The sequence below is a fragment of the Bradyrhizobium sp. I71 genome, from assembly GCF_022354745.1.
Lineage (GTDB): Bacteria > Pseudomonadota > Alphaproteobacteria > Rhizobiales > Xanthobacteraceae > Bradyrhizobium > Bradyrhizobium liaoningense.
In genome coordinates, this window is record NZ_CP059398.1 from 1,291,927 (window position 1) to 1,312,159 (window position 20,233).

22 protein-coding genes are annotated in these 20,233 nt (G+C 62.3%); 9 read left to right on the forward strand and 13 right to left on the reverse strand.

The annotated features are described in order from the left end of the window. The first annotated feature begins 6 nt into the window (after window positions 1-6). A complete protein-coding gene (locus FJV43_RS06385; protein WP_239625500.1) occupies window positions 7-216 on the forward strand; it encodes a hypothetical protein in 210 nt (69 codons plus the stop codon). A gap of 151 nt (window positions 217-367) precedes the next feature. On the opposite strand, the gene FJV43_RS06390 is transcribed toward FJV43_RS06385, so the two are convergent. The 6 genes from FJV43_RS06390 to FJV43_RS06415 form a co-directional block, all read right to left on the reverse strand. Then, a complete protein-coding gene (locus FJV43_RS06390; RefSeq protein WP_239625501.1) occupies window positions 368-1,369 on the reverse strand; it encodes a hypothetical protein in 1,002 nt (333 codons plus the stop codon). 192 nt (window positions 1,370-1,561) lie between these two features. After that, the gene (locus FJV43_RS06395; protein ID WP_239625503.1) at window positions 1,562-2,338 is read right to left on the reverse strand and encodes an Ivy family c-type lysozyme inhibitor; all 777 of its coding nucleotides are present in this window, start codon (window positions 2,336-2,338) and stop codon (window positions 1,562-1,564) included. A 588-nt stretch (window positions 2,339-2,926) separates the two neighbouring features. After that, on the reverse strand, window positions 2,927-4,213 hold the full coding sequence (locus FJV43_RS06400) for a phage terminase large subunit (RefSeq protein ID WP_239625505.1): 1,287 nt from the start codon (window positions 4,211-4,213) through the stop codon (window positions 2,927-2,929). Window positions 4,214-4,231: 18 nt separating this feature from the next. Next, complete coding sequence (locus FJV43_RS06405; RefSeq protein WP_239625506.1) at window positions 4,232-5,131, reverse strand: hypothetical protein; 900 nt, start codon at window positions 5,129-5,131, stop codon at window positions 4,232-4,234. A 210-nt stretch (window positions 5,132-5,341) separates the two neighbouring features. Beyond that, window positions 5,342-5,722 carry a hypothetical protein gene (locus FJV43_RS06410; protein WP_239625508.1) on the reverse strand — a complete coding sequence of 127 codons (381 nt, stop codon included), beginning with the start codon at window positions 5,720-5,722 and terminating at the stop codon, window positions 5,342-5,344. Between the two features lie 491 nt (window positions 5,723-6,213). Further along, window positions 6,214-6,552 (reverse strand): hypothetical protein, encoded by a 339-nt coding sequence (locus FJV43_RS06415; RefSeq protein ID WP_239629331.1) that lies wholly within the window; start codon window positions 6,550-6,552, stop codon window positions 6,214-6,216. 701 nt (window positions 6,553-7,253) lie between these two features. Between FJV43_RS06415 and FJV43_RS06420 the strand changes: the two genes are divergently transcribed. Further along, window positions 7,254-8,777 (forward strand): FAD-dependent monooxygenase, encoded by a 1,524-nt coding sequence (locus FJV43_RS06420; protein WP_239625510.1) that lies wholly within the window; start codon window positions 7,254-7,256, stop codon window positions 8,775-8,777. Between the two features lie 138 nt (window positions 8,778-8,915). On the opposite strand, the gene FJV43_RS06425 is transcribed toward FJV43_RS06420, so the two are convergent. The 3 genes from FJV43_RS06425 to FJV43_RS06435 all read right to left on the reverse strand — a co-directional run bounded on the left by FJV43_RS06425 (window position 8,916) and on the right by FJV43_RS06435 (window position 12,508). Next, on the reverse strand, window positions 8,916-10,535 hold the full coding sequence (locus tag FJV43_RS06425) for an AHH domain-containing protein (RefSeq protein WP_239625512.1): 1,620 nt from the start codon (window positions 10,533-10,535) through the stop codon (window positions 8,916-8,918). Window positions 10,536-10,862: 327 nt separating this feature from the next. Then, window positions 10,863-11,498 carry a DUF1629 domain-containing protein gene (locus tag FJV43_RS06430; protein WP_239625514.1) on the reverse strand — a complete coding sequence of 212 codons (636 nt, stop codon included), beginning with the start codon at window positions 11,496-11,498 and terminating at the stop codon, window positions 10,863-10,865. A 224-nt stretch (window positions 11,499-11,722) separates the two neighbouring features. Next, window positions 11,723-12,508: a DUF4261 domain-containing protein gene (locus FJV43_RS06435; RefSeq protein WP_239625515.1), complete on the reverse strand. Its 786-nt coding sequence runs from the start codon at window positions 12,506-12,508 to the stop codon at window positions 11,723-11,725. A gap of 799 nt (window positions 12,509-13,307) precedes the next feature. On the opposite strand from FJV43_RS06435, the gene FJV43_RS06440 reads away from it, so the two are divergent. After that, window positions 13,308-13,508 carry a hypothetical protein gene (locus FJV43_RS06440; RefSeq protein WP_239625517.1) on the forward strand — a complete coding sequence of 67 codons (201 nt, stop codon included), beginning with the start codon at window positions 13,308-13,310 and terminating at the stop codon, window positions 13,506-13,508. Further along, on the forward strand, window positions 13,472-13,732 hold the full coding sequence (locus tag FJV43_RS06445; RefSeq protein ID WP_239625519.1) for a hypothetical protein: 261 nt from the start codon (window positions 13,472-13,474) through the stop codon (window positions 13,730-13,732). The genes FJV43_RS06440 and FJV43_RS06445 overlap by 37 nt, the downstream gene beginning before the upstream one ends. On the opposite strand, the gene FJV43_RS06450 is transcribed toward FJV43_RS06445, so the two are convergent. The 3 genes from FJV43_RS06450 to FJV43_RS06460 all read right to left on the reverse strand — a co-directional run bounded on the left by FJV43_RS06450 (window position 13,726) and on the right by FJV43_RS06460 (window position 15,048). Beyond that, window positions 13,726-13,995 carry a hypothetical protein gene (locus FJV43_RS06450; RefSeq protein WP_239625520.1) on the reverse strand — a complete coding sequence of 90 codons (270 nt, stop codon included), beginning with the start codon at window positions 13,993-13,995 and terminating at the stop codon, window positions 13,726-13,728. The two genes, FJV43_RS06445 and FJV43_RS06450, sit on opposite strands and share 7 nt — an antisense overlap. Before the next feature lie 144 nt (window positions 13,996-14,139). Further along, entirely contained in the window at window positions 14,140-14,388 is a 249-nt protein-coding gene (locus FJV43_RS06455) for a hypothetical protein (protein WP_239625521.1), read from the reverse strand. Window positions 14,389-14,820: 432 nt separating this feature from the next. Next, a complete protein-coding gene (locus tag FJV43_RS06460) occupies window positions 14,821-15,048 on the reverse strand; it encodes a hypothetical protein (RefSeq protein WP_239625523.1) in 228 nt (75 codons plus the stop codon). A 482-nt stretch (window positions 15,049-15,530) separates the two neighbouring features. On the opposite strand from FJV43_RS06460, the gene FJV43_RS06465 reads away from it, so the two are divergent. The 5 genes from FJV43_RS06465 to FJV43_RS06485 all read left to right on the forward strand — a co-directional run bounded on the left by FJV43_RS06465 (window position 15,531) and on the right by FJV43_RS06485 (window position 19,797). Beyond that, window positions 15,531-15,851 carry a hypothetical protein gene (locus FJV43_RS06465; RefSeq protein WP_239625525.1) on the forward strand — a complete coding sequence of 107 codons (321 nt, stop codon included), beginning with the start codon at window positions 15,531-15,533 and terminating at the stop codon, window positions 15,849-15,851. A 12-nt stretch (window positions 15,852-15,863) separates the two neighbouring features. Next, window positions 15,864-16,514 carry a hypothetical protein gene (locus FJV43_RS06470; protein WP_239625527.1) on the forward strand — a complete coding sequence of 217 codons (651 nt, stop codon included), beginning with the start codon at window positions 15,864-15,866 and terminating at the stop codon, window positions 16,512-16,514. A gap of 229 nt (window positions 16,515-16,743) precedes the next feature. Then, on the forward strand, window positions 16,744-16,929 hold the full coding sequence (locus FJV43_RS06475; RefSeq protein WP_035676373.1) for a hypothetical protein: 186 nt from the start codon (window positions 16,744-16,746) through the stop codon (window positions 16,927-16,929). A 229-nt stretch (window positions 16,930-17,158) separates the two neighbouring features. Beyond that, on the forward strand, window positions 17,159-18,445 hold the full coding sequence (locus FJV43_RS06480) for a divalent metal cation transporter (protein WP_239625528.1): 1,287 nt from the start codon (window positions 17,159-17,161) through the stop codon (window positions 18,443-18,445). 137 nt (window positions 18,446-18,582) lie between these two features. Beyond that, window positions 18,583-19,797 carry a mandelate racemase/muconate lactonizing enzyme family protein gene (locus FJV43_RS06485; RefSeq protein ID WP_239625530.1) on the forward strand — a complete coding sequence of 405 codons (1,215 nt, stop codon included), beginning with the start codon at window positions 18,583-18,585 and terminating at the stop codon, window positions 19,795-19,797. 3 nt (window positions 19,798-19,800) lie between these two features. On the opposite strand, the gene FJV43_RS06490 is transcribed toward FJV43_RS06485, so the two are convergent. Next, the gene (locus tag FJV43_RS06490; RefSeq protein WP_035676369.1) at window positions 19,801-20,085 is read right to left on the reverse strand and encodes a hypothetical protein; all 285 of its coding nucleotides are present in this window, start codon (window positions 20,083-20,085) and stop codon (window positions 19,801-19,803) included. Window positions 20,086-20,233 lie beyond the last annotated feature (148 nt).

Genomic DNA, 20,233 nt, shown 5'->3' on the forward strand with positions numbered 1-20,233 from the left:
ACATCAGTGAGATTGAAGATGCCGCCTCCTCCGGAACGAGAAAGCGCGGGTTGTTTGAAGACCGCCCTTGTACACTCCCTCATACTCGGCTTCTTCGGATTCTTCTGGTACCTCATTCTTGGACCCGAGGGGCCCGGACTGGTCCTCCTCTCCTACGTGGCGGGGCTCTCGGGCCTCGCATTCCTCAGGATTTTCGGGCGCGTCGAGAAGAAGTAGCGACTGGTGCGACGCCTGGATGTAACGTCATTCGACGAGCGCGATGGCTTTCTCTGTGGCGAGCATCGCCTTCACTTCGCTGATCGACATCTATGCGGTGAAATACTTTTTGGTCAGAACTGGTTCACCGCGACATCCGGCGGGCTAAGCTTCACCTGTATGGCAAGTACGGTACGGGCGGGGCACCTGACGTAGACACATCCGCCTCGTTCGAAACATCACGCCGGGTCAGCCAGCGAATGTCGCTGCGACGGACGGCGGGTGCATCGACGATGGTCTCTTCGGGTGCGTTCGGAGCCAGCGCGCTCGCGCCTGGAGGCGACGGCTTGTCGTATCCACCCTGGAGGGACGCATAGCTTGCGCTCGCCGGCCCTAACACGCCACCGAGGCTGCTCCAACGTCCGAAGCGATCGGCAAGGTCCCAGGGCGCGGCTCCTGGCGCGGGAAGCGAATTGTCGAGCGCCTGTTGGGCCCGCATCGTTCCGTCCAGGAAGGGTATCGGCGCGGCTCTCGGTGCTCCGGCAATGCGACGGGCCGCATCGGGCGACAACACGTTGGGCGAAGCGGGACGTTGCGGCCAGCTCGTGGCGCCGAACGCCGGCTCCACTGCCTGAGTCTGCAGGAGAGAAGGAATGGGTTGGCTGCCGGCGTCCCACGGCACGCGGCGGGGCGCTGCGGCAGGCCGAGACGCCGCGGCGCTTTCCATCTTCTTGTTTGCCCAAGCGATGACCCAGCTGGCTGTCTTGCCGCGAAGGAAGGCATTGGCCTTGATGGCGTTGTCGTCGAGAATCGACTCCACCGGCGTATTCGGATCCGCCTTCATCAATTTGACGCCGCCGCCCGGGCCGGCGAAGTGCATGAGATAGGTCGAGGTCGGCGTGACGGGGACGCCGGCTCGGCGAAGCCTTGCTTGGTTCTCCTCCGCATACCTGGCCGTCATTTCTTTCGAAATATCGGAATTCTTGCGAAGCTCGAGAATCTCGGCATCCGATTTACCTTCCGCCAACTTGGGCTTGTAGCGCTTGACCATGTCGAGCCAGGTCCCATTGATGAACTGCCCGAGCCCGAGCGCACTCGACGTTTTGTTCGGCTTGTTTGCCTTGTCCGGATTGCCGCTGCTCTCGGCCGAAATGATCTTGTCAAGAATGTCCATCTTGCCACCACAAATGAGAACAGCGGCCCACCAGGACCGCTGTTCAGTTCAGAGATTGATGTTTTCGGTGCGCCGGCGTCGGGAGAGCGTGCCCCCATTAAGGCTCGACCTTGTCGGCAATCGTCAATCAGCGATCAACACAAGAGCAGCCACACACCAGCAGGAGTTGCTTCGCGCTGCGACTTAACCGCATCATTTGCCGCTGCCCAGCGTTTCTCTCAGAGCCTTCTGCTGGGCAGCGCTTGGCCCGCCGAAGTAGGAAATGGTCCCTTCATGAGACAGAGCTCCCCATGCCTGGGTCGCGTTGGGAGCAAACATGACAATCAGCTGGCTGCGGTTACAATTCTGAGACTCGCAGGTGTCAAACAACTCGTAGCCTGTGCCATCGATCGTGACATTGGTGACGGGCGACTCGACGCTCCAACCTTTTCCTCTCCCCATTCCCTGAGCCCACTCAGGCAGCGCGTCAGCATGATCGAGCAATGCATTCAACGCTCGCGCATAGGCCGGATTCGTCTTCATCATCTGGGACAGATAAGGTCCGGTCTTTGGCGGCGGCTCCGGGACATAGAGCTGCCTTTTCAGCGCCGCCTGCTGCGCATCGCTTGGAGCTCCCAGGAAGGATATAACTCCTTTTTCGCTGAGGCCAGCCCACGCCTGCGTGCCGTTCGGCGCGAACATGACGACAATTGAGGTGTCGATGCACTTTGCGACACGCACGCACATGTCAAAGAGCTCGTATCTGGTTCCGGCGATTTCCTCGTGGAATCGCAAGCCGCTCACATAACGGCCGTTCTTCTTGAGAATTTCCTTGGTCCAGCTTGGAGCATTACCCAGCAGGGTCCCCAGGGATTGAACATAGGCAGGCTTTTGCAAGACCCCGGACAGATAACCAATGGCCCTCGCCGGCGGACAGGCCATGCACAACATGACCAAACCGATCGCCGTCCAACGAACCTGCCGTCCCATAAGCACTCCTTCGAATAAACCAGCTATGACCAGCCCACTACCACAGGTGGCGCCACAAATGTACCCATTAGGCGGGATCTGAAGAGCTGCCAGGTATCGCGATAGTCGCAGGTTCGAAAATCCTTCTTGATACGCTCGACGTAACCTCCTGCGGGTTCGTCTCTCTGATGAAGGGAAGCCACGCAGCAGAACATCCGGTGAATTCGAAGAAGAGCCAGTACAACAAATATTCCATCTGCCGAGAGGTCTATCCTCGGAATGACAGGCCGTGAACTATGGCCGCGCTCGCGAGCAGCACCAGGAAGCCAATCCCGAGCCCGCACCGGGCGGTGGCTTCCTGTCGCAATTCGATCCGTCCATCTGCGTCACGACGGAAACACGGTCGGAGCGATGACGGCGCCGATGCACTGAACGGCTCGACATAGATCTTTCCAAATGAAAGGAAGGTCAAAGCAGTTCGCGCGATCGCGTACCCGATCAGCTCAACCAGCATTCGCAAGGCCGACATCGCAAAACTCACGCAGTGGTAGAGTCTGGGTAAACTAGAACGTAACGGGAACATATGTCAACCGCAGGGCACTGATCTCCTCACATCCATCCATGCTCCGCATACCGGATCGGCCGATTGAACGCCGCCACCCTGCCCGGCTGCTCGTAGCAGATCGCCATCAATCCCAGCGCGTCGGCAGCGTGGCTCGACCAGTCGTGCTCGGGGCCGAGACCGATGTTGCGCGTCTCGTCCTTGCGCTCGTGATAGAAGCCGAGCGCTTCGCGGCCGGGCTCGGTCGTCTCCGCGTTGAACCAGAGCTGCGGGCCGAGCCGGCGCAGCGCCTCGATCCGCATCATGGCCGCGCCCGGCCCCTGGTTCTTGACCGGCGGCTCAACCTTGAAGCCGGCCTCGCGCAAATGATCCTCATAGCGCTTGCCGGTGACGTTGTTGGCGGCCATGCCGTCGTGCGGCAGATAAAGCACGGCGTTGTCATAGCCGCGCGAACGCAGCCAGTTGACGTGAAACGCCAGCACCTGGCCGACGCTCTCGTAATAATCCAGAACACGAATCTCGCTGCCGACCCACTGTACGATCCACATCGTGAACGCATCCGCCGCAGCACCGGCCCCGCCGATGTCGATGAAGGCGCGCAGCGGCAACAGCGGATCAGCGGCAACCTTTCCGATCCGTCCCTGCGCACGCGCTTCCGACAGCAGCGAGGCGAAATAGGCGCCCTCGAAGGCACGCGCATACTCGCCCTCCCAGATGTGGTCGTAGCGCTCCGGGTAGAGCTTTTGATCCAAGAGCCGCTCCTCCCCGAGCACGTCCGGAAACCAGGGATTGTCGCGCCAGTTCGCCTTGACCACCACGGATCCCTCGGGCTTGCGCCCGCGCAGAAAATCGTCGATCGCATCGCTCTTGCGCCGCGGATTCCAGCTCGCCCAGAGCTCGGAGTCCTTGGCGCGGATCGTCGGCCGCAGCAGCGCGAGGCTGCGTGCGCTCAAGGATTGCGCCTCGTCGATCCAGGCGATGCGAAACCCCTCCAATGATTTGATCGAGTCGGCCGTGTGATCCTGAAGCCCACGGAAGATGATCAATCCATCTCCGGGTGTCTCGATCTTGTCGCTGAACAGCTTGAAGCCGTGACCGAGGCGCAGGCTTGCGATCTTGCCTTCGATCAGACGCTTCGAGGATTGCGCCAGCGTGCGCTGCGCCTCGCGAATGCAGACCGCGAGCGTGCCGCGCTCGGTCTGGCAGGTCTCGACCAGAAGCTCGCCGAAGAAATGCGATTTGCCCGAGCCGCGTCCCCCGTAGACGCCCTTGTAGCGCGCAGGCTTGAGCAGCGGCTCGAAGATCTTGGCGGTCGGGATTTTCAGGATCGACAATGGATATGCTCGCTCGGCTCAGGGCAGGCCGATGCGCCTGCGCCACATCGCGGACCAGCCTTCGTTGTCAGTGTCGGGTTGCCCCTTCGGAGGGTGACTGAAACCAGCAAGCACGCCGGAAGACGTCGGCCACGATCCGAATCGCCTCTCGAAGTCGCTTTGCGGCGAGAGCGGAAACGACGCTTCAGGAGGAACAAAAGGCACCGAAACACCACCGCTCGAATTGAGCACTGATCGATCCGATTCCCTGGTTGGCATCCTCCTCAAGACCCGCACGTCTTCGCGACGGGTTCGAGGCAAGCGATCCGCCTCTTGCAGATACCGCAAATGCTCCGGGATGTAGGTCGGCGAGCCAGGATTGAGGTCAAGTGGTCCTTGCGCATCGGCATGGGCTACAGGATCGGAGAGACCGCTTGTGAAACGGCTGACCGACCGCTGGTTGGCGGCAAGTCCTGCACGATGGTTGGCTGCATTCCACCGATCGGAAAAGCTGGCGGGCCCATCAGCCAACGCCTGAATGATTGCCGATTCGTTTGCAAGATAGGTTGCACCAGCGCCATCCATCCCCACGCGGGGAACATAAGGGACACCGTTCTGCGCAGCGATCATCGCGTTTCTCAGCGCGCGCGTTGGGGTCGGACCTTGCTTATAAAATTGAACAAGCAGTGCATTTCGGGTCGACGGACCCAAACGGTTCCAAGCGTCAATCCCGGTCGTTAGATCACCCTGGACGCTCATGTTCGATTGATAATTTCGAACGCCATCACGCAAATATGCGGCGATGGTTGACGCCATGAGAGCCCGGTCGCTGCCCTTCTGCAAAGCGACACCGGCCAAATACAAGTCCTTTACATACGGCGCGAAGGCTGGGTCATCGGGATTATTGAGAATTGCCCGAATGGCATTCTGGAATTTCATTTCCAGCCGGACCATAGTCGACAAGCAAAAGGTTGCTAAGTTTCTTTTCAATATCCCGTCCGACCGTCGTCGCATTTGGATCGGCGTTATACTTGCCAGAATAATATCCGAGGCTCCCTGCATGGGATGAGATGGGTTCCTCACCCTCCCGTCAATGAACGCCCTGTCAAGAAATTCGCGCGCGAGAACGGCAGAGCCAACCAAAACGCGCTACGAAAGAGCCAGGATGAGCAAAGAAATTCCAACCCAGTCGATGATGACGCAAACCATAACTACCGTGCTCCATAAGCCGACACGGGTTACGCGCTTGATGCACGCAAGGATCGCGATGAGGACAACGACGAGCGGCGAAAACAGAACGACCGGAATGATGATATCGCCCCGAGAACGGTGAGGCGGAAGCGGCCCAACGATCGTTGTCATCGCAACTGCCAATATCGAAAGACCGAAAACCATGCTCAGCGACAGGACTATCCTGTAAGTCGTAGATTGAAGACGAAGAAAGTAGGTTGGAAGGACGCATACGATCGAAGCGACAGTCGAGAAGTCATTGATCTCGGGGATCGCGTCCACGAGTTGCTTAGTGTCCATGTCCCGCCTCCGCGGACTGATAGTGAGAAGCGACGGCCCGCTCCCAGCAGAGGCAGATCGCGACTTCGTCATCGCTCCAACCAGTGCTCAGACCATACATCAGGCTATCGACACCTCGCACGCATCGTCGGCGCGCTTGTTGCTGCCCCACCTTGCTGGCGCAATCAGCCGCTTCGCCGAAGCCCATTCCGCATCCGTCGAATCGACGGGATGGACGTGTCGGCGGCAGGTCGCAGCGACCGCAGCTCGCCTTCGTCCACATAGGGCGCCCTTTCTCGGAATCGGACGGCCTCCTTTGAACCACGGCAGATCCCGACGCTTCAAGGCCACGAATGTGCAGAATTTCAGGAAAGAACCATACTGGCTTCTGTTGGCGATCGTTCCTCACTCATAGGGATCATCGAAACGAAAAACCCGCGGCCAATTTCTCGGCGCGGGCTGAACCAACTCGAATTCGATGATGCCATTCTGCCAGTGTTTTGCCCGACGGGTCAACCGGCAATCGAGCCGCGATTGCAGATCGGGATCTCCGCCGTCTCGAGCGTCGTGACGGCATCGCCGCTGTTCGAACTCGCCGGATGCACGATGATGCGCTCGATCCGGTGAATCAATTCCAGCATTCCGTCTTGGCCGTTCTCGACGGGCTGTGCGGCCTTGCCCCAGCCGCGATCGAGGATGGCATTGGCCGCCGAGACGCGGGCCGCCGGCGTTGCATCCTCGCTGCGCATCACGCCGACGAGCACCCTGATGGCCGTCCTGGTGTGGCTGCGCGCAAGCGAACGAATCTCGGTCAGGGTGCGCGCCCTCGGCGTCTTCCCCCGCGCGGGCAAGCGGGCTGGTGCAAGCTCGGGCTCGCATTCGATGGTGTCCTCGCTCACGAGAACGTCTCCCAGAGCACGATTGCGATGAGGCCCGCGAGTGCGAGCGATATCAGGTAAGCGGTCATCGTTCCTCCCAGTAAGAAAATGCGCGGCAGATCGCACAGGCGAGGCGCGATCGTTTCGGGCGCGAACCCTATCTCCGTCCCGGAGACCGCAGCGGCGCGGGCAGCGGGCCCGGCGCCGCGGGCCGGCACGTTCGCGCGTGCACGGCCAGCAATGGTTCGGACGGCGGCGCGCCGATCGGCGCTCCAGGTTTGACGAGTGCGTGGCCGCAATGCGCCGCCGCCGTCCGATTGCGAAATCGAGAACGAAAAAACCCGCGGCGGATTTCTCCGCGCGGGTCAACCAAACTCGTCTCGATGATGTCACTATGCCGGTGTTTTGCCCGACGTGTCAAACCCTGTGTTGTGCGCGATTGCCGTCGCACGAAGCGGACATGAAAAAGCCCGCTGCAGATTGCTCCGCGCGGGCCAACCACACTCGTTTCGATGATGCCATTCTGCCAGTGTTTTGCCCGACGTGTCAACGCGGCGGGCGCTAAAGCGGAAGCCCCTCCTCCCGGCTCAATATGTGGTTCGCAAGGGGCTTGCTTCAAGCCCCCGATGATCGCGTAGAAGCCTCGACCCAACAACGAGCCGAGGGGTCACGACATGCCTGTATCGCTTCCGACATCCCGGTCGCGCCGCCGAACGCACGCAAGACGCGCGGCAGCCAGCGGCCATGCGGTCATCATCGCCGGCGGCGGCCCGACCGGGCTGATGCTGGCCGCAGAGCTCGCGCTGGCACATGTCGACGTCGCCGTGGTCGAGCGGCGCGCGAACCAGGACCTCGTCGGCACGCGCGCCGGCGGACTGCACGCGCGCAGCATCGAGATCCTCGATCAGCGCGGCATCGCCGAGCGGTTCCTGCGCGAAGGACAGATCACTCAGCTTGCGGGCTTTGCATGGACGCGGCTCGACATCAGCGACCTTCCCACTCGCCATCCTTACGGGCTCGCGCTGCGGCAGAACCACATCGAGCGCCTCCTGGCCGACTGGGTCGCGGAGCTCGCGGTCCCGGTCTATCGCAACGCCGAGGTGACGAGCTTCGCGCAGGACGCGGCCGGCGTCGACGTCACGCTCTCCGGCGGCGAGACGTTGCGCGCAAACTATCTCGTCGGCTGCGACGGCGGCCGCAGCGTGGTGCGCAAGACCGCCGGCATCGATTTCGCCGGTTTCGATCCGACGCTCAGCAATCTCATGGCCGAAGTCGAGATGCGCGAGGAGCCGGCATGGGGCCTGCGTCACGACGCGCTGGGCTTTCACGGCCTCAGCAAGACGGAGAGCGGGCGCGTGCTTGTCGTCGTGACGGAGGCGACGCTCGATCGGAGCGGCCAACCCACCTTGCGCGATCTCAGCGAGGCCCTCGTCGCCGTGTACGGCGCCGACTTCGGTCTGCACAGCCCCAGCTGGATCTCCCGCTTCACCGACGCGGCGCGGCAGGCTGCATCCTATCGCAGGGGACGCGTGCTGCTCGCCGGCGATGCCGCGCACATCCATCATTCCGTGGGCGGCCAGGGCCTCAACACCGGCCTGCAGGACGCGGTCAATCTCGGCTGGAAGCTGGCGCAGGTCGTCAAGGGCATTTCACCCGACAGCCTGCTCGACACCTACCACGCCGAGCGACATCCCGTCGCCGCGCGCGTCCTGCGCAACACCATGGCGCAGATCGCCCTGCTCCGCCGCGGCGACGACGGCCGCAAGGCCGCGCGCGACGTGGTGTCGGAGCTGCTCGCCATGGAGGCGCCGCGCCGGCGCTTCGGCGCGATGATGAGCGGGCTCGACATCCGCTATGATCTCGGCGAAGGCCACGCGCTGCTCGGGCGCCGCATACCGGATCTCGATCTGACGGTCGAAGGCCGGCCGCAACGATTGTTCACGCTGCTGCACGGCGCGCGCGGCGTGCTGCTCAATTTCGGCAAGCGCGGCAGCATCGACATCACGTTCTGGGGGAAACGCATCGAGATCGTCGATGCCGTTTGCGACGGCCCCTGGCGGCTTCCGGCCATCGGAGAGGTCGCCGCTCCCGACGCGGTGCTGGTGCGGCCCGATGGTCATGTGGCCTGGGTGGGAGACGAGAGCCAGCGCGGACTTGCGAAGGCGTTGACGAGGTGGTTCGGGCCGGGTGGCACGTAGAGCACGAACGTCTCATGCGCCGCCAAAACAAACAACCCCGCGACAGACCCGCGGGCTCGTTGCGAACTTTTCGATGATGCCATTCTGCCAGTGTTTTGCCCGACGTGTCAAATGACGGCTCTCGCTTCACCACAGACGTCATTCGGACCGAAGCAAAGGTCGTATCCAGCGCGAGAACCATTCCTCACTGTCAGTCTGCGGATTGACGGGGCCGTCCACTCCGAAGATGGGTGGAGGAATAAGGTAGCTCGGCTCGTCCGCAAACACGCCGATCGGCTTGCTCGGTTGCGGCTGCTGGCTGCCAGCGGCCGGGACAGTCCAACTGCCAAACCGCTCGTCAAATTCGGTAGATGGTAGATACGGGACGGGCGCACTGCCCGATGTGAACACGTTGCCCGCGTTCGTCTCATTCACGCGGGTGAGACGCCGAACATCCTCGGGCGCGACTGATCCTGCGGCGGATGCGGGCGCGACCGCGAGATCTTTCGCGGGCATGGTGCCAGCCGGGACGGTGGCCCATCCCCCGAAGCGATCGGCAAAAGTGCCAGCGGGCGCCTCGGGATCAAACGAGGAAGCTCCGCTCAGCTGCGGCCTGAAGGTTGATGCCAAAACGCCCCTGGTGCTGGCCGCGTTGTCAACGCTGAGTCCATTGTTCGATGTGCTCGGCGCAGGTGCTCCTGTCGAGAACACTCCTCCGCCAGGAGCGGCAGCGACCATCGTCGCGCCGGAACTACCTTCCTGTGCATTGGCAGCGCGCGTACCGGCCAAGATGGCTCCCAGAGCAAGCAGCCAGCCGGGAATGAAGGGAGCAGCTGCACCGGCCGCCGCCGCTCCGGCCAGCCAAGGAAGTGCATTGCGCACCACAGGTGTGCCGCCGGCCAGCGGATTGTCGTAATATTGATACGTCACTCCGGAGTGCGGGTCGGATTGGAGCACCAGCGGGTCTGATGGCGTGGCCGTTGTCGGGGGCAACTGGCCGAGCCGTTGTTCATTGGGACTTGGCGCTGGAAAGGCTGGCAGCCCGCCCATGAATCGTGGATCACCCCGCGTGAATCCTTCGTTTTTGTCTAGGTCGGAACGAGCGGGTGGAGAGAGGCCCCGCAAGCGAGTGTCGATCAGAGAGGGGACGAGCCCCGGCGCATCAGGGACAGGGGCGACGCCGGTGAATTGCAGTGAAATCGGATTGCCTTTGTTAGCGCGCCTTAATATTTCGATCCTCTCTGTCATGCTGAGACCACTCGTCGGCGACAAAAGCGGAAAAGCCAAGGCCGCATCTCGCCGACCGGCATCGTACAGCTGATCGACCGTTTCCTGCATCTGCCGGATTTGCTCTGCTTGCTCCGCGGCGTATGTCCCGCGATTTGAGAACCATTTGCGGTTCTCACCATTTCCTTCCTCCGCCGTTAGTCCTTCTGGAGTGTTGGGAAGCAAATGGCCGTTTGCTACCGCGTACTTGGCAGCGGCTACAAGTGCGTTCACATCGGAGGCTATCTCGTCCAGCGCACGCTCATCGCCCGCATCAGCAAGGTCGTACTTTGGAGACACCTTGAGAGTTTCAAGATACTCGGAAAATCCCTCGTGGTACGTTCCGAGATGTCCCCCCGTATGCGGGCTCGAACCAAGCTCCGTCGCCAGATTCTGTCTGGACGGCAACGTCACCAAATTTCGAATTCCATTGATATTAAATCGTTTTCCCAAGAGCCGGATGACCGGATGATTTGCAAATTGCTGCGGCAAAACGTGATGATCTTGAAACATGCGACGGCTACTTTCTGACGCAGGCCGGCATTCGAGCTGCTGGTGATCGCAGCCGGCTGGTCTGATCTGAAATGCTTGGTGGATGGCCAGCAGCGAGGGCCGGCCTCTTCGCGCGCGCTAGATACTGATGCGGTCACCGGGCCGACATCGCGGTCGGTGCAGGGCGCCTACAGGCCGTTTGGGTAACGGCGGCAGCATTTCGCATACTGCGAGGGCAACAGGGGCATCCGCCCCTGGTGTCGTGCAAATCTCTTCGGTAAAAGAGCGATCTTCAGACGAGCCCAAGAACGGGCAAGTCAGATCTCTACTGGTCTCAAGGCGCGGACCCTAGGGATTGAGGCCTTCGTAATTGCCGTAGGCATATCCGAAACTCAGGCCTTTGACACCGGCAGCCTTACAGGCGTCCTTCATTGTCTGATCACAAAGAACCCACTGCTCCAAAAAGCGCGGCCGGAAGATATGAGCCGAACCGATGGCCTCCTCTCGGAAGACATAGCGGGAAATTGTCGTACCATCGTATCGCCTGAAATCTGTTCCCTCGTCCAGGACTTGGACGATGGACTTTTCTTCGTCAATGACGTCGAGCCGGCGTATGATATCGCAAAGCCAATAAACGGGCGCACCTCCCTTCAGCGACCGCGTTTCGCACTTCAGAAACGCGACCCCCTCTCGATCCACGGCCTCGAGAACGCCCTTCATCCGATCGGATACGAGCCAAAAATCGTGAAACATCTCCCAATCGACCGGCGGCCGCCCAAGCGATTTGTCGATCAGCAGCCTTGGCGTTTCAGCTAGCGCAGGGAATCGTCGCTCGCCTCTCGGCGACCTGAGCACGCGGCCGGCGCCCAAGGCGGCAAGATTTTCCAATTCCCACCCAGGGCGCCTGCTAATCCTGAAATTCAGTGTGATGCGATAGAGCCTGGGCGTCTTTCTCTTTCGGCTGCCATCAGAAGGCGTAGCCATAGACGATCTCTCCGTTCGCATCGCTCATCATTTCGATTTCCATTCTCGCAGCAGAAATTTCGTCTTCGTTCCTCACGACGATGGGCGCTCAAAAATAAAGCCCGCGGAATCCCGCGGGCTCGATCCATAAAATCTTTCGATGTTACCATTCTGCCAGTGTTTTGCCCGACGTGTCAAATGATGGGCTCGCGAGGCGCACCATGCGGGATGCAAATTCTGAGCTATCATTGACGAGAGTCTGCGACGTCATCGGTACATGAAAACACGGGCACTCCACTGAAGACCTGGGAATTCCGATACTGAACCGCGATCCGCTCGGTCGTGCTTGCACCGATCGTGTCGCCGTCCTTCACCACGTTGCCGTGCTCGACCAGATAGACGGAAAGTCCGGCCACCTTGTCGATCAGTTCGGACAGTGTCAGCTTGGCGGTCTCGAACTCGATCTCGCGCCCTGCGAAGGTGGACAACCCGATAGTGATCGCGCCGATCTTCCTATCCGACTGGAAGGGAAGAATGTCGACCCACAGTGTAAAGGGATAGCCGGGAAACGGTGCAAAGGAGCGGCTCGACTCTTCTAGCCAAAGGGCGGACGGTCGCGCCACCCGGCCGTCCCAAACAACACCGCAACATTCCGGCATGGCGGCGATCAACGCGCCGACCACCGCGGTGGTGACGCGCGCGGCGACGAGAGGCTTCTCGTTCTTTGCCAGCGCCGAGACGACCAGGTGACCGCGATGCCGGGCGGCCACGGCCTTGCCCTCCGGCCATATCGTGGCAGCGCGTGCCCACAGAGCGGCATCGTCCGGTATCGGGGACGGCATCGGCATGACGGCAACAAGCTGGTTGCCGCAGCGAAGGAGCGGCGAGCTTGCTTTGACCTGTCGCTCGCCAGGATCGTTCGGCTCCGTCATCAAATCCGGATGTCGCGCGCGAAGGATCTTGGCGACAACAGACATGTCGGGCGTGACCGGTCGGTCCAACAAGACAAAGGTAATAAACGAGTTACTCATGAACTGCCCCGCTGAACCCTTCCGGCGAGACGCACGTTTCGCCCAGAGGTTGATTTCTTCAATAGAACAAACAGAGAACAATGTCAATAAACATCTTGCACTCCTCCATCCGCAGCGAGCTCAACAACACTCGGAAGAGAGCACCACCTTTAAGCTCTTCGGGGGACGATCAGAGGGAGATCCGACACGTCTTCGAACAACATGCCCCTGAAGCTCGCCGATCTCCACGCATCCTTTAGAGTTCGGTCCCATATGACACATTGTTTCGTCGATGACTGTCCAAGGGGCTTTCAATGCTCCAGCCAACGCACCGCATCCCCCGTCACCGCCATCCTCCTCCTTCGGAGGCGCGTCCATTGTCTTCCATCCGAGAAACAGGTTGGATCGTGGTTGCTTCGACAGCTCGCGGCAGTCGCGCACGATCCGCAGCATGTGTTCGGCCCGCTCGCGCCCGGCGGGCAACGGCCGATGGATGCGCACCTGCGCTCGCTTCGCTTGCAGGCAAGAGCGCGCCCGCTCTCTCAGTCACCGCGTCCACGGACGAGAGCCTTGGCCGGCGATGTCGTGCAACGTCGCCTTTGTTCAAAAGTGAACACGGAAATCGCGACGCCGCAAGATGAGTAAGCGGCTCAAGCGGCTGAACCTGCACCTGCGAATTTAATCCGCGCGACATATCATATGATGTGACTCGCTTTCGCCGGAAGCGTAACCTTGAGCCATCACCGCAAGGCCCGAGGCATCGATCGGTGATGAGAACGCCAATTGCGTTCCCGCCCGACCTCCAAGGAGGAGCAGCGCCATGCTGACACGGCGTCGGTTCAAACAGACCAGAACTCTGAACGATAGACTCGCGGACGAGGCCGCTCGCTGCCGCGACGAAGCGCGCGCGCTGGCGCCGGGGCGGCGCCGCGAGATGCTGCTGCGCCGGGCGCGTCAGGACGAGACCGCCATGCAGATCGAGGCGTGGCTGCGCTCGCCCGGCCTGAGGGCGCCGACATGATGCAGCAATATCGCGCTTATCTCGTCGGCGAGAACGGCGTCTTCCGCTCCGCCGAAGCGTTCGAAGCCCCGTCCGATTCCTCCGCCCTGGTCTTTGCGAAGCAGTACACGCGGCTGGGCAAGGTCGAAGTCTGGCAGCTCGGCCGCAAGGTCGCCGTGCTGGAATCCGAGCAGTCTCGGCCGCCACTGCCCGAGCCATCCCGACCGACACTGACGCGTCAATGATCGCGTGACCGGGATCGCGACGTGAGATCTTCGATCTCGAAGCAGAACTTCACCTGCATGACGGGGCCGCCTGCGTCGCGAACGCCGATCGCCATCTCCTGCCGGCCGCCCGAGAACTGCGCGGAGAGCACCGCATCGCGCGCCATGTCGGCGACCGACTTGGCGGCCTCGGCCTGAACCGCGCGCGGGCCGGACAATTCCAGCCCCTCCTCGTCCAGCGCAATTCCGTTCTCGTCGCGAAGGTCGAAGTAATATCGGGGCATGTCCGCATCCTCCGCCGTAATAGGTCGAGCGGCGGACAAAGGTTTCCAGCGGGACGAAAAAATTCTCTTGGGATCAAAGGGTTTCGGGAACGGAGCGCGCAGGCTCAGCCGGGACCGGAGTGCGCCAGCTCGCGCACCCGCCTCTCACTCCTCCGCAAGCTTGCGCTCGATATAGGCGTCCACCGTCTCGGCGAACGAGCGCTGCACGCCGAGCGCGGCATCGTGCTGGTCGAGCGCGTCGCGCTGGAGCACGCGCAGGCCGCGCCCGCGGGCGCTCGCCGGCGCCGTGTTCAGGAACTGATCGATGGCGCCCCTGGCAAGCGGAATGGCCTTGGGATCGCCCTTTGCGATCAGGAGCCGCAACAGGCTCTGGCATTCGGCAAGGCCCGGCATGGCTTCTCTCACCTTTGCTGCGATTTCGGCTTCGGCCGCCTGACCGGCTGGGTATGGGTGCCGAACAGCGCCAGCAAGAACGCGACTTCTTCCTTCGAACCGATCTGGATCATGATTGTCTCTCCCGTTCGCTTCGTTGGTCGAGGCCCGGAGCCGAGTCGTTCAGGACAATCGGGTTTCAGCACTGTTTCAGGCGTGTTTCGTCGAGGTCATCCGCACGGCCCCGCCAGTTTGCGTCCTCAAAATCAAAGCCCGCGACGGATTGCTCCGCGCGGGCTTTCATCGATCGCGCTGTTGCCTCGGGAGGCGCCGAAGCCCTGGCGGGACCACGGCGGCCGCGCCTTCCGTCTCAGTGCATGTGACCGATCAGGTAGGCGCGCCGCCAAGAAGGATCACAGCGGGATGGCCCGAAGCAAAAGCACAGGCATTTCCTCAGTGCGAGGTGCAGATCTTCACCGTCTTCATGCCGGCCTCGGCTTCAGACCTGGTCTTGTACACGGTGTCGCCGCTGACAACCGTCGTTTCCGTGGTCGTCGGCTTGGATTCGGTGATGGTGCACTTCTTGGTCTTGACGTCCTGCACCACGTAGAACGATTGCGCAAACGCGGGAGCCGCAATTGACGTCAGCACAGCGGCTGCAATGATCGCTTTGATGTTCATCGTGTCCTCCTCCAGCAGCCCGGTCATCAGGCCTGTCATCTACAAACAGGACATATTGCCACTTGTTCCCGAGCCGGGATTCGAACCAACCGGCACGGACTGCGTTGGTGCGCCAACAGGAGGCTTCGATGCTGGACGTGCGGCTCGTGACAACTTCTCTGGCGATGCTGGTCGCGCTGCTGGCCGTAGCAGCAGCTGAGCCCGTCAAGGACCAGGCTGCTCCTGTCGTTCAAAGCTCCGCCGAAGCCCGCCCCATCCGCGTCATACTTCCAGCGCCCTGGGAGGCCACGAGGAGCCAAGGCGAACCTGTGAAGTCTTCAAAATAGCAGGCTGCTGGCGAACGCCCCTGCGGCGGACGAGCGACGGCACGGCTCGCTCGACGTTGCCGAGCAAACCGCCGCCGCAAACTCCACCAGCGCATTAGCAACCAATTCGAATCTCGCATGTTGTCGCCGGCACAATCACTTGCAGGAGACAAAAACATGTCACGTCTAACTCTGCTGGCAGCAACCTTGTTGCTGCTCGGCGCGGTGCCCGCGGGCGCCCAGTCGCAGCCGGCGCAAAGCGGGCCCGGAAACAACGCCGTCAACAGCTCCGACCAGAACAACTCAAATGCTCCGGTCGCCGGCCGCAACAGCTTCACCGAGGGACAGGCGAAATCGCGGATCGAGGACGCGGGATTTTCCAACGTCTCCGGCCTGCAGAAGGACAACGAAGGCGTCTGGCGCGGCAAGGCCGACAAGGCCGGCACCAAGACCGATGTCAGCGTTGACTTCCAAGGCAACGTCAATCCCGCCAAGTAAGGAGGAATTAACATGACGACCACCATTTCTCGTCTGTACGACAATTATTCCGACGCGGAGCAGGCTGTCACGCGGCTCGAAAACGCCGGCGTACCGCACTCCGATATCAGCATCGTCGCCAACAACTCGGACAATTGGTACGACTCGTCGTCCGGCAAGGCCGGCCTCGCATCGGGCGGCAAGGTCGATCGTGATCGCGACGGCACCGACGATCGCGCCGAAGGCGCCGGAACGGGTGCGGGCATCGGCGCCGGCATCGGCGGCGCGGCAGGCCTGCTCGCCGGCCTCGGCCTGCTGGCCGTTCCCGGCCTCGGGCCGGTCGTCGCTGCCGGATGGCTCGCTGCGACCGCTGTCGGTGCGGCCGCCGGCGCAGCAACCGGAGGCATCGTTGGTGCCCTCACCGAAGCCGGTGTCTCCAAGGAGGATGCATCGCTCTATGCCGAGGGCGTTCGCCGTGGCGGCACGCTCGTCACAGCCAGGGTGCCGGACCAGGATCGCGCACGCCTCGAAGCGCTTCTGCACGAGAGGTCCGTGAATCTGCAGGATCGCAGCTCAGCCTGGAAGAAGTCCGGCTGGACCGACTTCGATGCCGCCAGCCCGCCACTTGCGCCCGACGATATCCGGCGCGAACGCGAGATGTACGGCGCGGGCTCGCGGCGATAAGCCGGCAGCAGGCCCAACACGACAAAGGCCCCGCGATGCGGGGCCTTTTTCATGCCGAACGCCGGACATCATGGCGACGCCGGCACTCGCCCATGGTCTCATCTTGCCAGTGTTTTGCCTGACGGGTCAAACTTTATCTTAAATGCAGCAAAGCGGATTCGGCGAAACGAAATCTCTTCGCGTCATGCTGGGACATGTCGCCTGGACGGGGCAAGCCGGGAGATCGTCAATGTACTACGTCGCCGCTGCATTGCTGGTGCTGTCGGGACTGTTCTATTCCGCGAGCCGTCATGAGCTCGGCCAATTCGGAGCGGACGTGTGCAGCTATGGCGGCACGTTCTGCGACAATCCGGTGGTTCTCTTCACCGGCGCGGCGCTGGCCGCCGCCTGGGGCATGTTCGTCAGCGTGAAGTAGGACGACCCGGGGCAGCTTCATCCCGGACTGAGTTTCCGGCGCCGGTCGAGAACCGCGGACCGCCGCGGTTTCGAGACGTCTTGCGATGCTGGCAATCTACCCCTGTTTTGCCCGACGGAGCAAGCGAATTTAGCATTATCAGAAATGCCAACGCTCGCGCGGCAGGAACCTATGTTCCCGCATTCGCATTTGCTAGGGACACGCCAGCACTCCTGCGAGGTCCCCGTACATGCGCGACAGCGCCCTCACGCCGACGAAATCCGCGCCGACGCTGATGCAAAGGCTGGGACCGGGCCTCGTCACCGGAGCTGCCGACGACGACCCGTCCGGCATCGCCACCTATTCGCAGGCCGGCGCGCAATTCGGCTACGGGCTGCTCTGGACCGTATTCCTGACCACGCCGTTCATGATCGCGATCCAGCTCGTCAGCGCGCGGATCGGCCGCGTCACCGGCAAGGGGCTCGCCGCCAACGTCATGCAGATCGCGCCGCGCTGGGCGGTGCTGGCGCTCGTCGCGATGCTGGTTGCCGCGAACACGTTCAACATCGCCGCCGACATCGCCGCGATGGCCGAGGCGCTCTCGCTCGTCATCGGCGGCCTCAACCACGAGCACGCGCTGATCTTCGCGGCCGGCTCGACCCTGCTCCAGGTGTTCCTGCCGTATCGGCGCTATTCGCCCGTGCTGAAATTCCTCACCCTGGCGCTGTTCGCCTATGTCGCGACCGCCTTCACCGTCAATATCCCGTGGAGCACGGCGCTGCTCGCCGCGGTGTGGCCGGAGGCGAATGTCAGCGGCGACTATCTCATGATGGTTGTCGCCGTGCTCGGCACCACGATCAGCCCCTATCTGTTCTTCTGGCAGGCCTCGCAGGAGGTGGAGGAGATGAACCAGGGCCAGCGCGACAAGCCGCTTCGCGAGCTCAAGCGCGGCGGCGATCCGGAGCTCGCGCGCATCAGGGCCGACACCATCTCCGGCATGCTGCTGTCCAACGGCATCGCCTTCTTCATCATCCTCACCACGGCCTCGGTCCTGCATGCCAACGGCATCACCCACATCAATTCGGCGACCGAAGCGGCCGAAGCGCTGCGGCCGCTCGCCGGGGATTTCACCTTCGCCCTGTTTGCGATCGGCATCATCGGCACGGGCCTGCTCGCCATCCCGGTGCTGGCGGGCTCGGCCGCCTACGGCGTTGCGGAGATCTTCGGCTGGCGTGCCACGCTGGAGGCCAAGCCGGACCAAGCGGTCGGCTTCTACACCATCATCGCGGCGGCAACCCTCATCGGCTTCGGCCTCGGCTTCACCGGGATCGACTCGATCCACATGCTGGTGTGGAGCGCAGTGCTCAACGGCATCGTCGCCGTCCCCATCATGGCCATGATGATGCTGATCGTCTCGAGCCGCGTGATCATGGGCCGCTTCAGGGCCCGCTCATGGCTGATCGCGCTGGGCTGGCTCGGCACTGCGCTGATGGCGCTGGCCGTCCTCGCTTTGCTCGTCTCTTCGGTGATTGGCTGACGAGACCGGCGAAAGCGCCGCCGGGACGCGCTCGCAGCCGCATCGCTGCGCCCTTCACGCCGGTCCTCGGTTGGCCTAACAATGCGGTCCGGGCCGGGATCGAGCCCCAAGAAGAAGCCCGGGCGACAGGGAGCGACATGAGCAAATCATCAAAAGCAACAAGCCTCGAGATCCTTGCCTGCGATGCCGGCTGGAGAAACTATCATTTCGTCAAGCTGACGACCGAGGACGGCATCGTCGGCTGGAGCGAATTCGACGAGGGTTTTGGCTCGCCCGGCGTTGGGGCTGCCATCCAGCGCCTCTCCGCCCGTGTCATCGGGCAGAACGTCTTCCAGCACGAGCGCATCTTTGCCGAATTGTTCGCGGCGACGCGTCCCGCCGCCGGCGGCGTGGTGGCGCAAGCCCTCGGTGCGATCGAGAATGCGCTGCTCGATGCCAAGGCGAAGTCTCTCGGCGTCCCCTGCTACGAGCTGCTCGGCGGCAAGATCCGCGACCGTATTCGGGTCTACTGGTCGCATTGCGCCACATGGCGCATCAATCACCCATCCTGGTACAAGCCGCCGATCGAAAGTCTCGACGGCGTCAAGGCCATGGGGCGCGAGGTCCGCGAGAAGAAGTTCACCGCGCTCAAGACCAACATCTTTTCCTATGACGACGGCAAGCCGACCGGCTGGCGTCCCGGTTTCGGCTCACCCTTCGCGCCCGAGATCAACGTCGACCGCAAGATCCTGCGCGACCTGCACACGCATCTGGAGGCGATCCGCGACGGCGCGGGTCCTGACGTCGACATCCTGCTCGACTGCAACTTCAACGCCAGGACCGAAGGCTATCTGAAGATCCTGCGCGCCATTGCCGACCTCGACATGTTCTGGGTCGAGATCGACAGCTTCAATCCGCAGGCACTCGGCTATATCCGCCGGCAGAGCCCGCACCCGATCTCATCCTGCGAGACGCTGCTGGGCCTGCGGGAATTCCTGCCCTATTTCCACGAGCAGGCGATGGACGTCGCGATCGTCGACACCCCCTGGAACGGCGTCTGGCAATCGATGAAGATCGCGAGCGCTGCGGAAGCCTTCGAGGTCAACGTCGCCCCGCACAATTTCTACGGCCATCTCTGCTCGATGATGAACGCACATTTCTGTGCCGCGGTGCCGAACCTGCGCATCATGGAGATCGACATCGATCGTCTGTCCTGGGACCGCGAGCTGTTCACGCATGAGCCGGAGATTCAGGACGGCCATCTGATCGTCCCGGACCGGCCCGGCTGGGGCACCGAACCCAACGAGGACGCCTTGCGCGCGCACCCGCCGAAGACGAGCGGGGGGCTCCTCAACTACGGCCGCAGGAGCTGAGAGCTACGGCGTCACGGGATTGACGGTCGGGGACGTCTTCGGCCCCGGGCGTGCCGGCTCGACCGGTGACTTCGGTTCGGTCGGAAGCACGGCGGCGCCCGCGGCGCGCGCCGCTTCTCCCGTGGTCGCGTACATCGCGACATGGGCGGGCTGGGTCTTGGCGCGGCTCCACGGCCCGTGGTCGACGATCAGCATTGCCGCAATCGTCACACCCGCCACGATCAGCGCGATCACACCGGGATGCCGAAGGGCGGTGGAGATGGAGTTTGCGAAACGACCACTCGTCATTGAAGGATCCGCTATTTTCCTGTCGCAGGTTAACTCGATTGCGCCCCACCCGGTTCCCCCCGCCCCATCAAGCAAGTTCCAGGCCAGCACGTCCGTTCCTGCTGCGGCAGCCGAATCCCAGCTAGAATCACGCTTCCGCCCGCCGCGC

Bases quoted from the DNA above. Each gene is read 5' to 3' on its own strand.
- FJV43_RS06390 (WP_239625501.1), bottom strand. From the start codon at position 1,369: ATGGACATTCTTGACAAGATCATTTCGGCCGAGAGCAGCGGCAATCCG.
- FJV43_RS06395 (WP_239625503.1), bottom strand. From the start codon at position 2,338: ATGGGACGGCAGGTTCGTTGGACGGCGATCGGTTTGGTCATGTTGTGC.
- FJV43_RS06405 (WP_239625506.1), bottom strand. From the start codon at position 5,131: ATGAAATTCCAGAATGCCATTCGGGCAATTCTCAATAATCCCGATGAC.
- FJV43_RS06410 (WP_239625508.1), bottom strand. From the start codon at position 5,722: ATGGACACTAAGCAACTCGTGGACGCGATCCCCGAGATCAATGACTTC.
- FJV43_RS06420 (WP_239625510.1), top strand. From the start codon at position 7,254: ATGCCTGTATCGCTTCCGACATCCCGGTCGCGCCGCCGAACGCACGCA.
- FJV43_RS06425 (WP_239625512.1), bottom strand. From the start codon at position 10,535: ATGTTTCAAGATCATCACGTTTTGCCGCAGCAATTTGCAAATCATCCG.
- FJV43_RS06430 (WP_239625514.1), bottom strand. From the start codon at position 11,498: ATGGCTACGCCTTCTGATGGCAGCCGAAAGAGAAAGACGCCCAGGCTC.
- FJV43_RS06435 (WP_239625515.1), bottom strand. From the start codon at position 12,508: ATGAGTAACTCGTTTATTACCTTTGTCTTGTTGGACCGACCGGTCACG.
- FJV43_RS06440 (WP_239625517.1), top strand. From the start codon at position 13,308: ATGCTGACACGGCGTCGGTTCAAACAGACCAGAACTCTGAACGATAGA.
- FJV43_RS06450 (WP_239625520.1), bottom strand. From the start codon at position 13,995: ATGCCCCGATATTACTTCGACCTTCGCGACGAGAACGGAATTGCGCTG.
- FJV43_RS06455 (WP_239625521.1), bottom strand. From the start codon at position 14,388: ATGCCGGGCCTTGCCGAATGCCAGAGCCTGTTGCGGCTCCTGATCGCA.
- FJV43_RS06460 (WP_239625523.1), bottom strand. From the start codon at position 15,048: ATGAACATCAAAGCGATCATTGCAGCCGCTGTGCTGACGTCAATTGCG.
- FJV43_RS06465 (WP_239625525.1), top strand. From the start codon at position 15,531: ATGTCACGTCTAACTCTGCTGGCAGCAACCTTGTTGCTGCTCGGCGCG.
- FJV43_RS06470 (WP_239625527.1), top strand. From the start codon at position 15,864: ATGACGACCACCATTTCTCGTCTGTACGACAATTATTCCGACGCGGAG.
- FJV43_RS06475 (WP_035676373.1), top strand. From the start codon at position 16,744: ATGTACTACGTCGCCGCTGCATTGCTGGTGCTGTCGGGACTGTTCTAT.
- FJV43_RS06480 (WP_239625528.1), top strand. From the start codon at position 17,159: ATGCGCGACAGCGCCCTCACGCCGACGAAATCCGCGCCGACGCTGATG.
- FJV43_RS06485 (WP_239625530.1), top strand. From the start codon at position 18,583: ATGAGCAAATCATCAAAAGCAACAAGCCTCGAGATCCTTGCCTGCGAT.
- FJV43_RS06490 (WP_035676369.1), bottom strand. From the start codon at position 20,085: ATGACGAGTGGTCGTTTCGCAAACTCCATCTCCACCGCCCTTCGGCAT.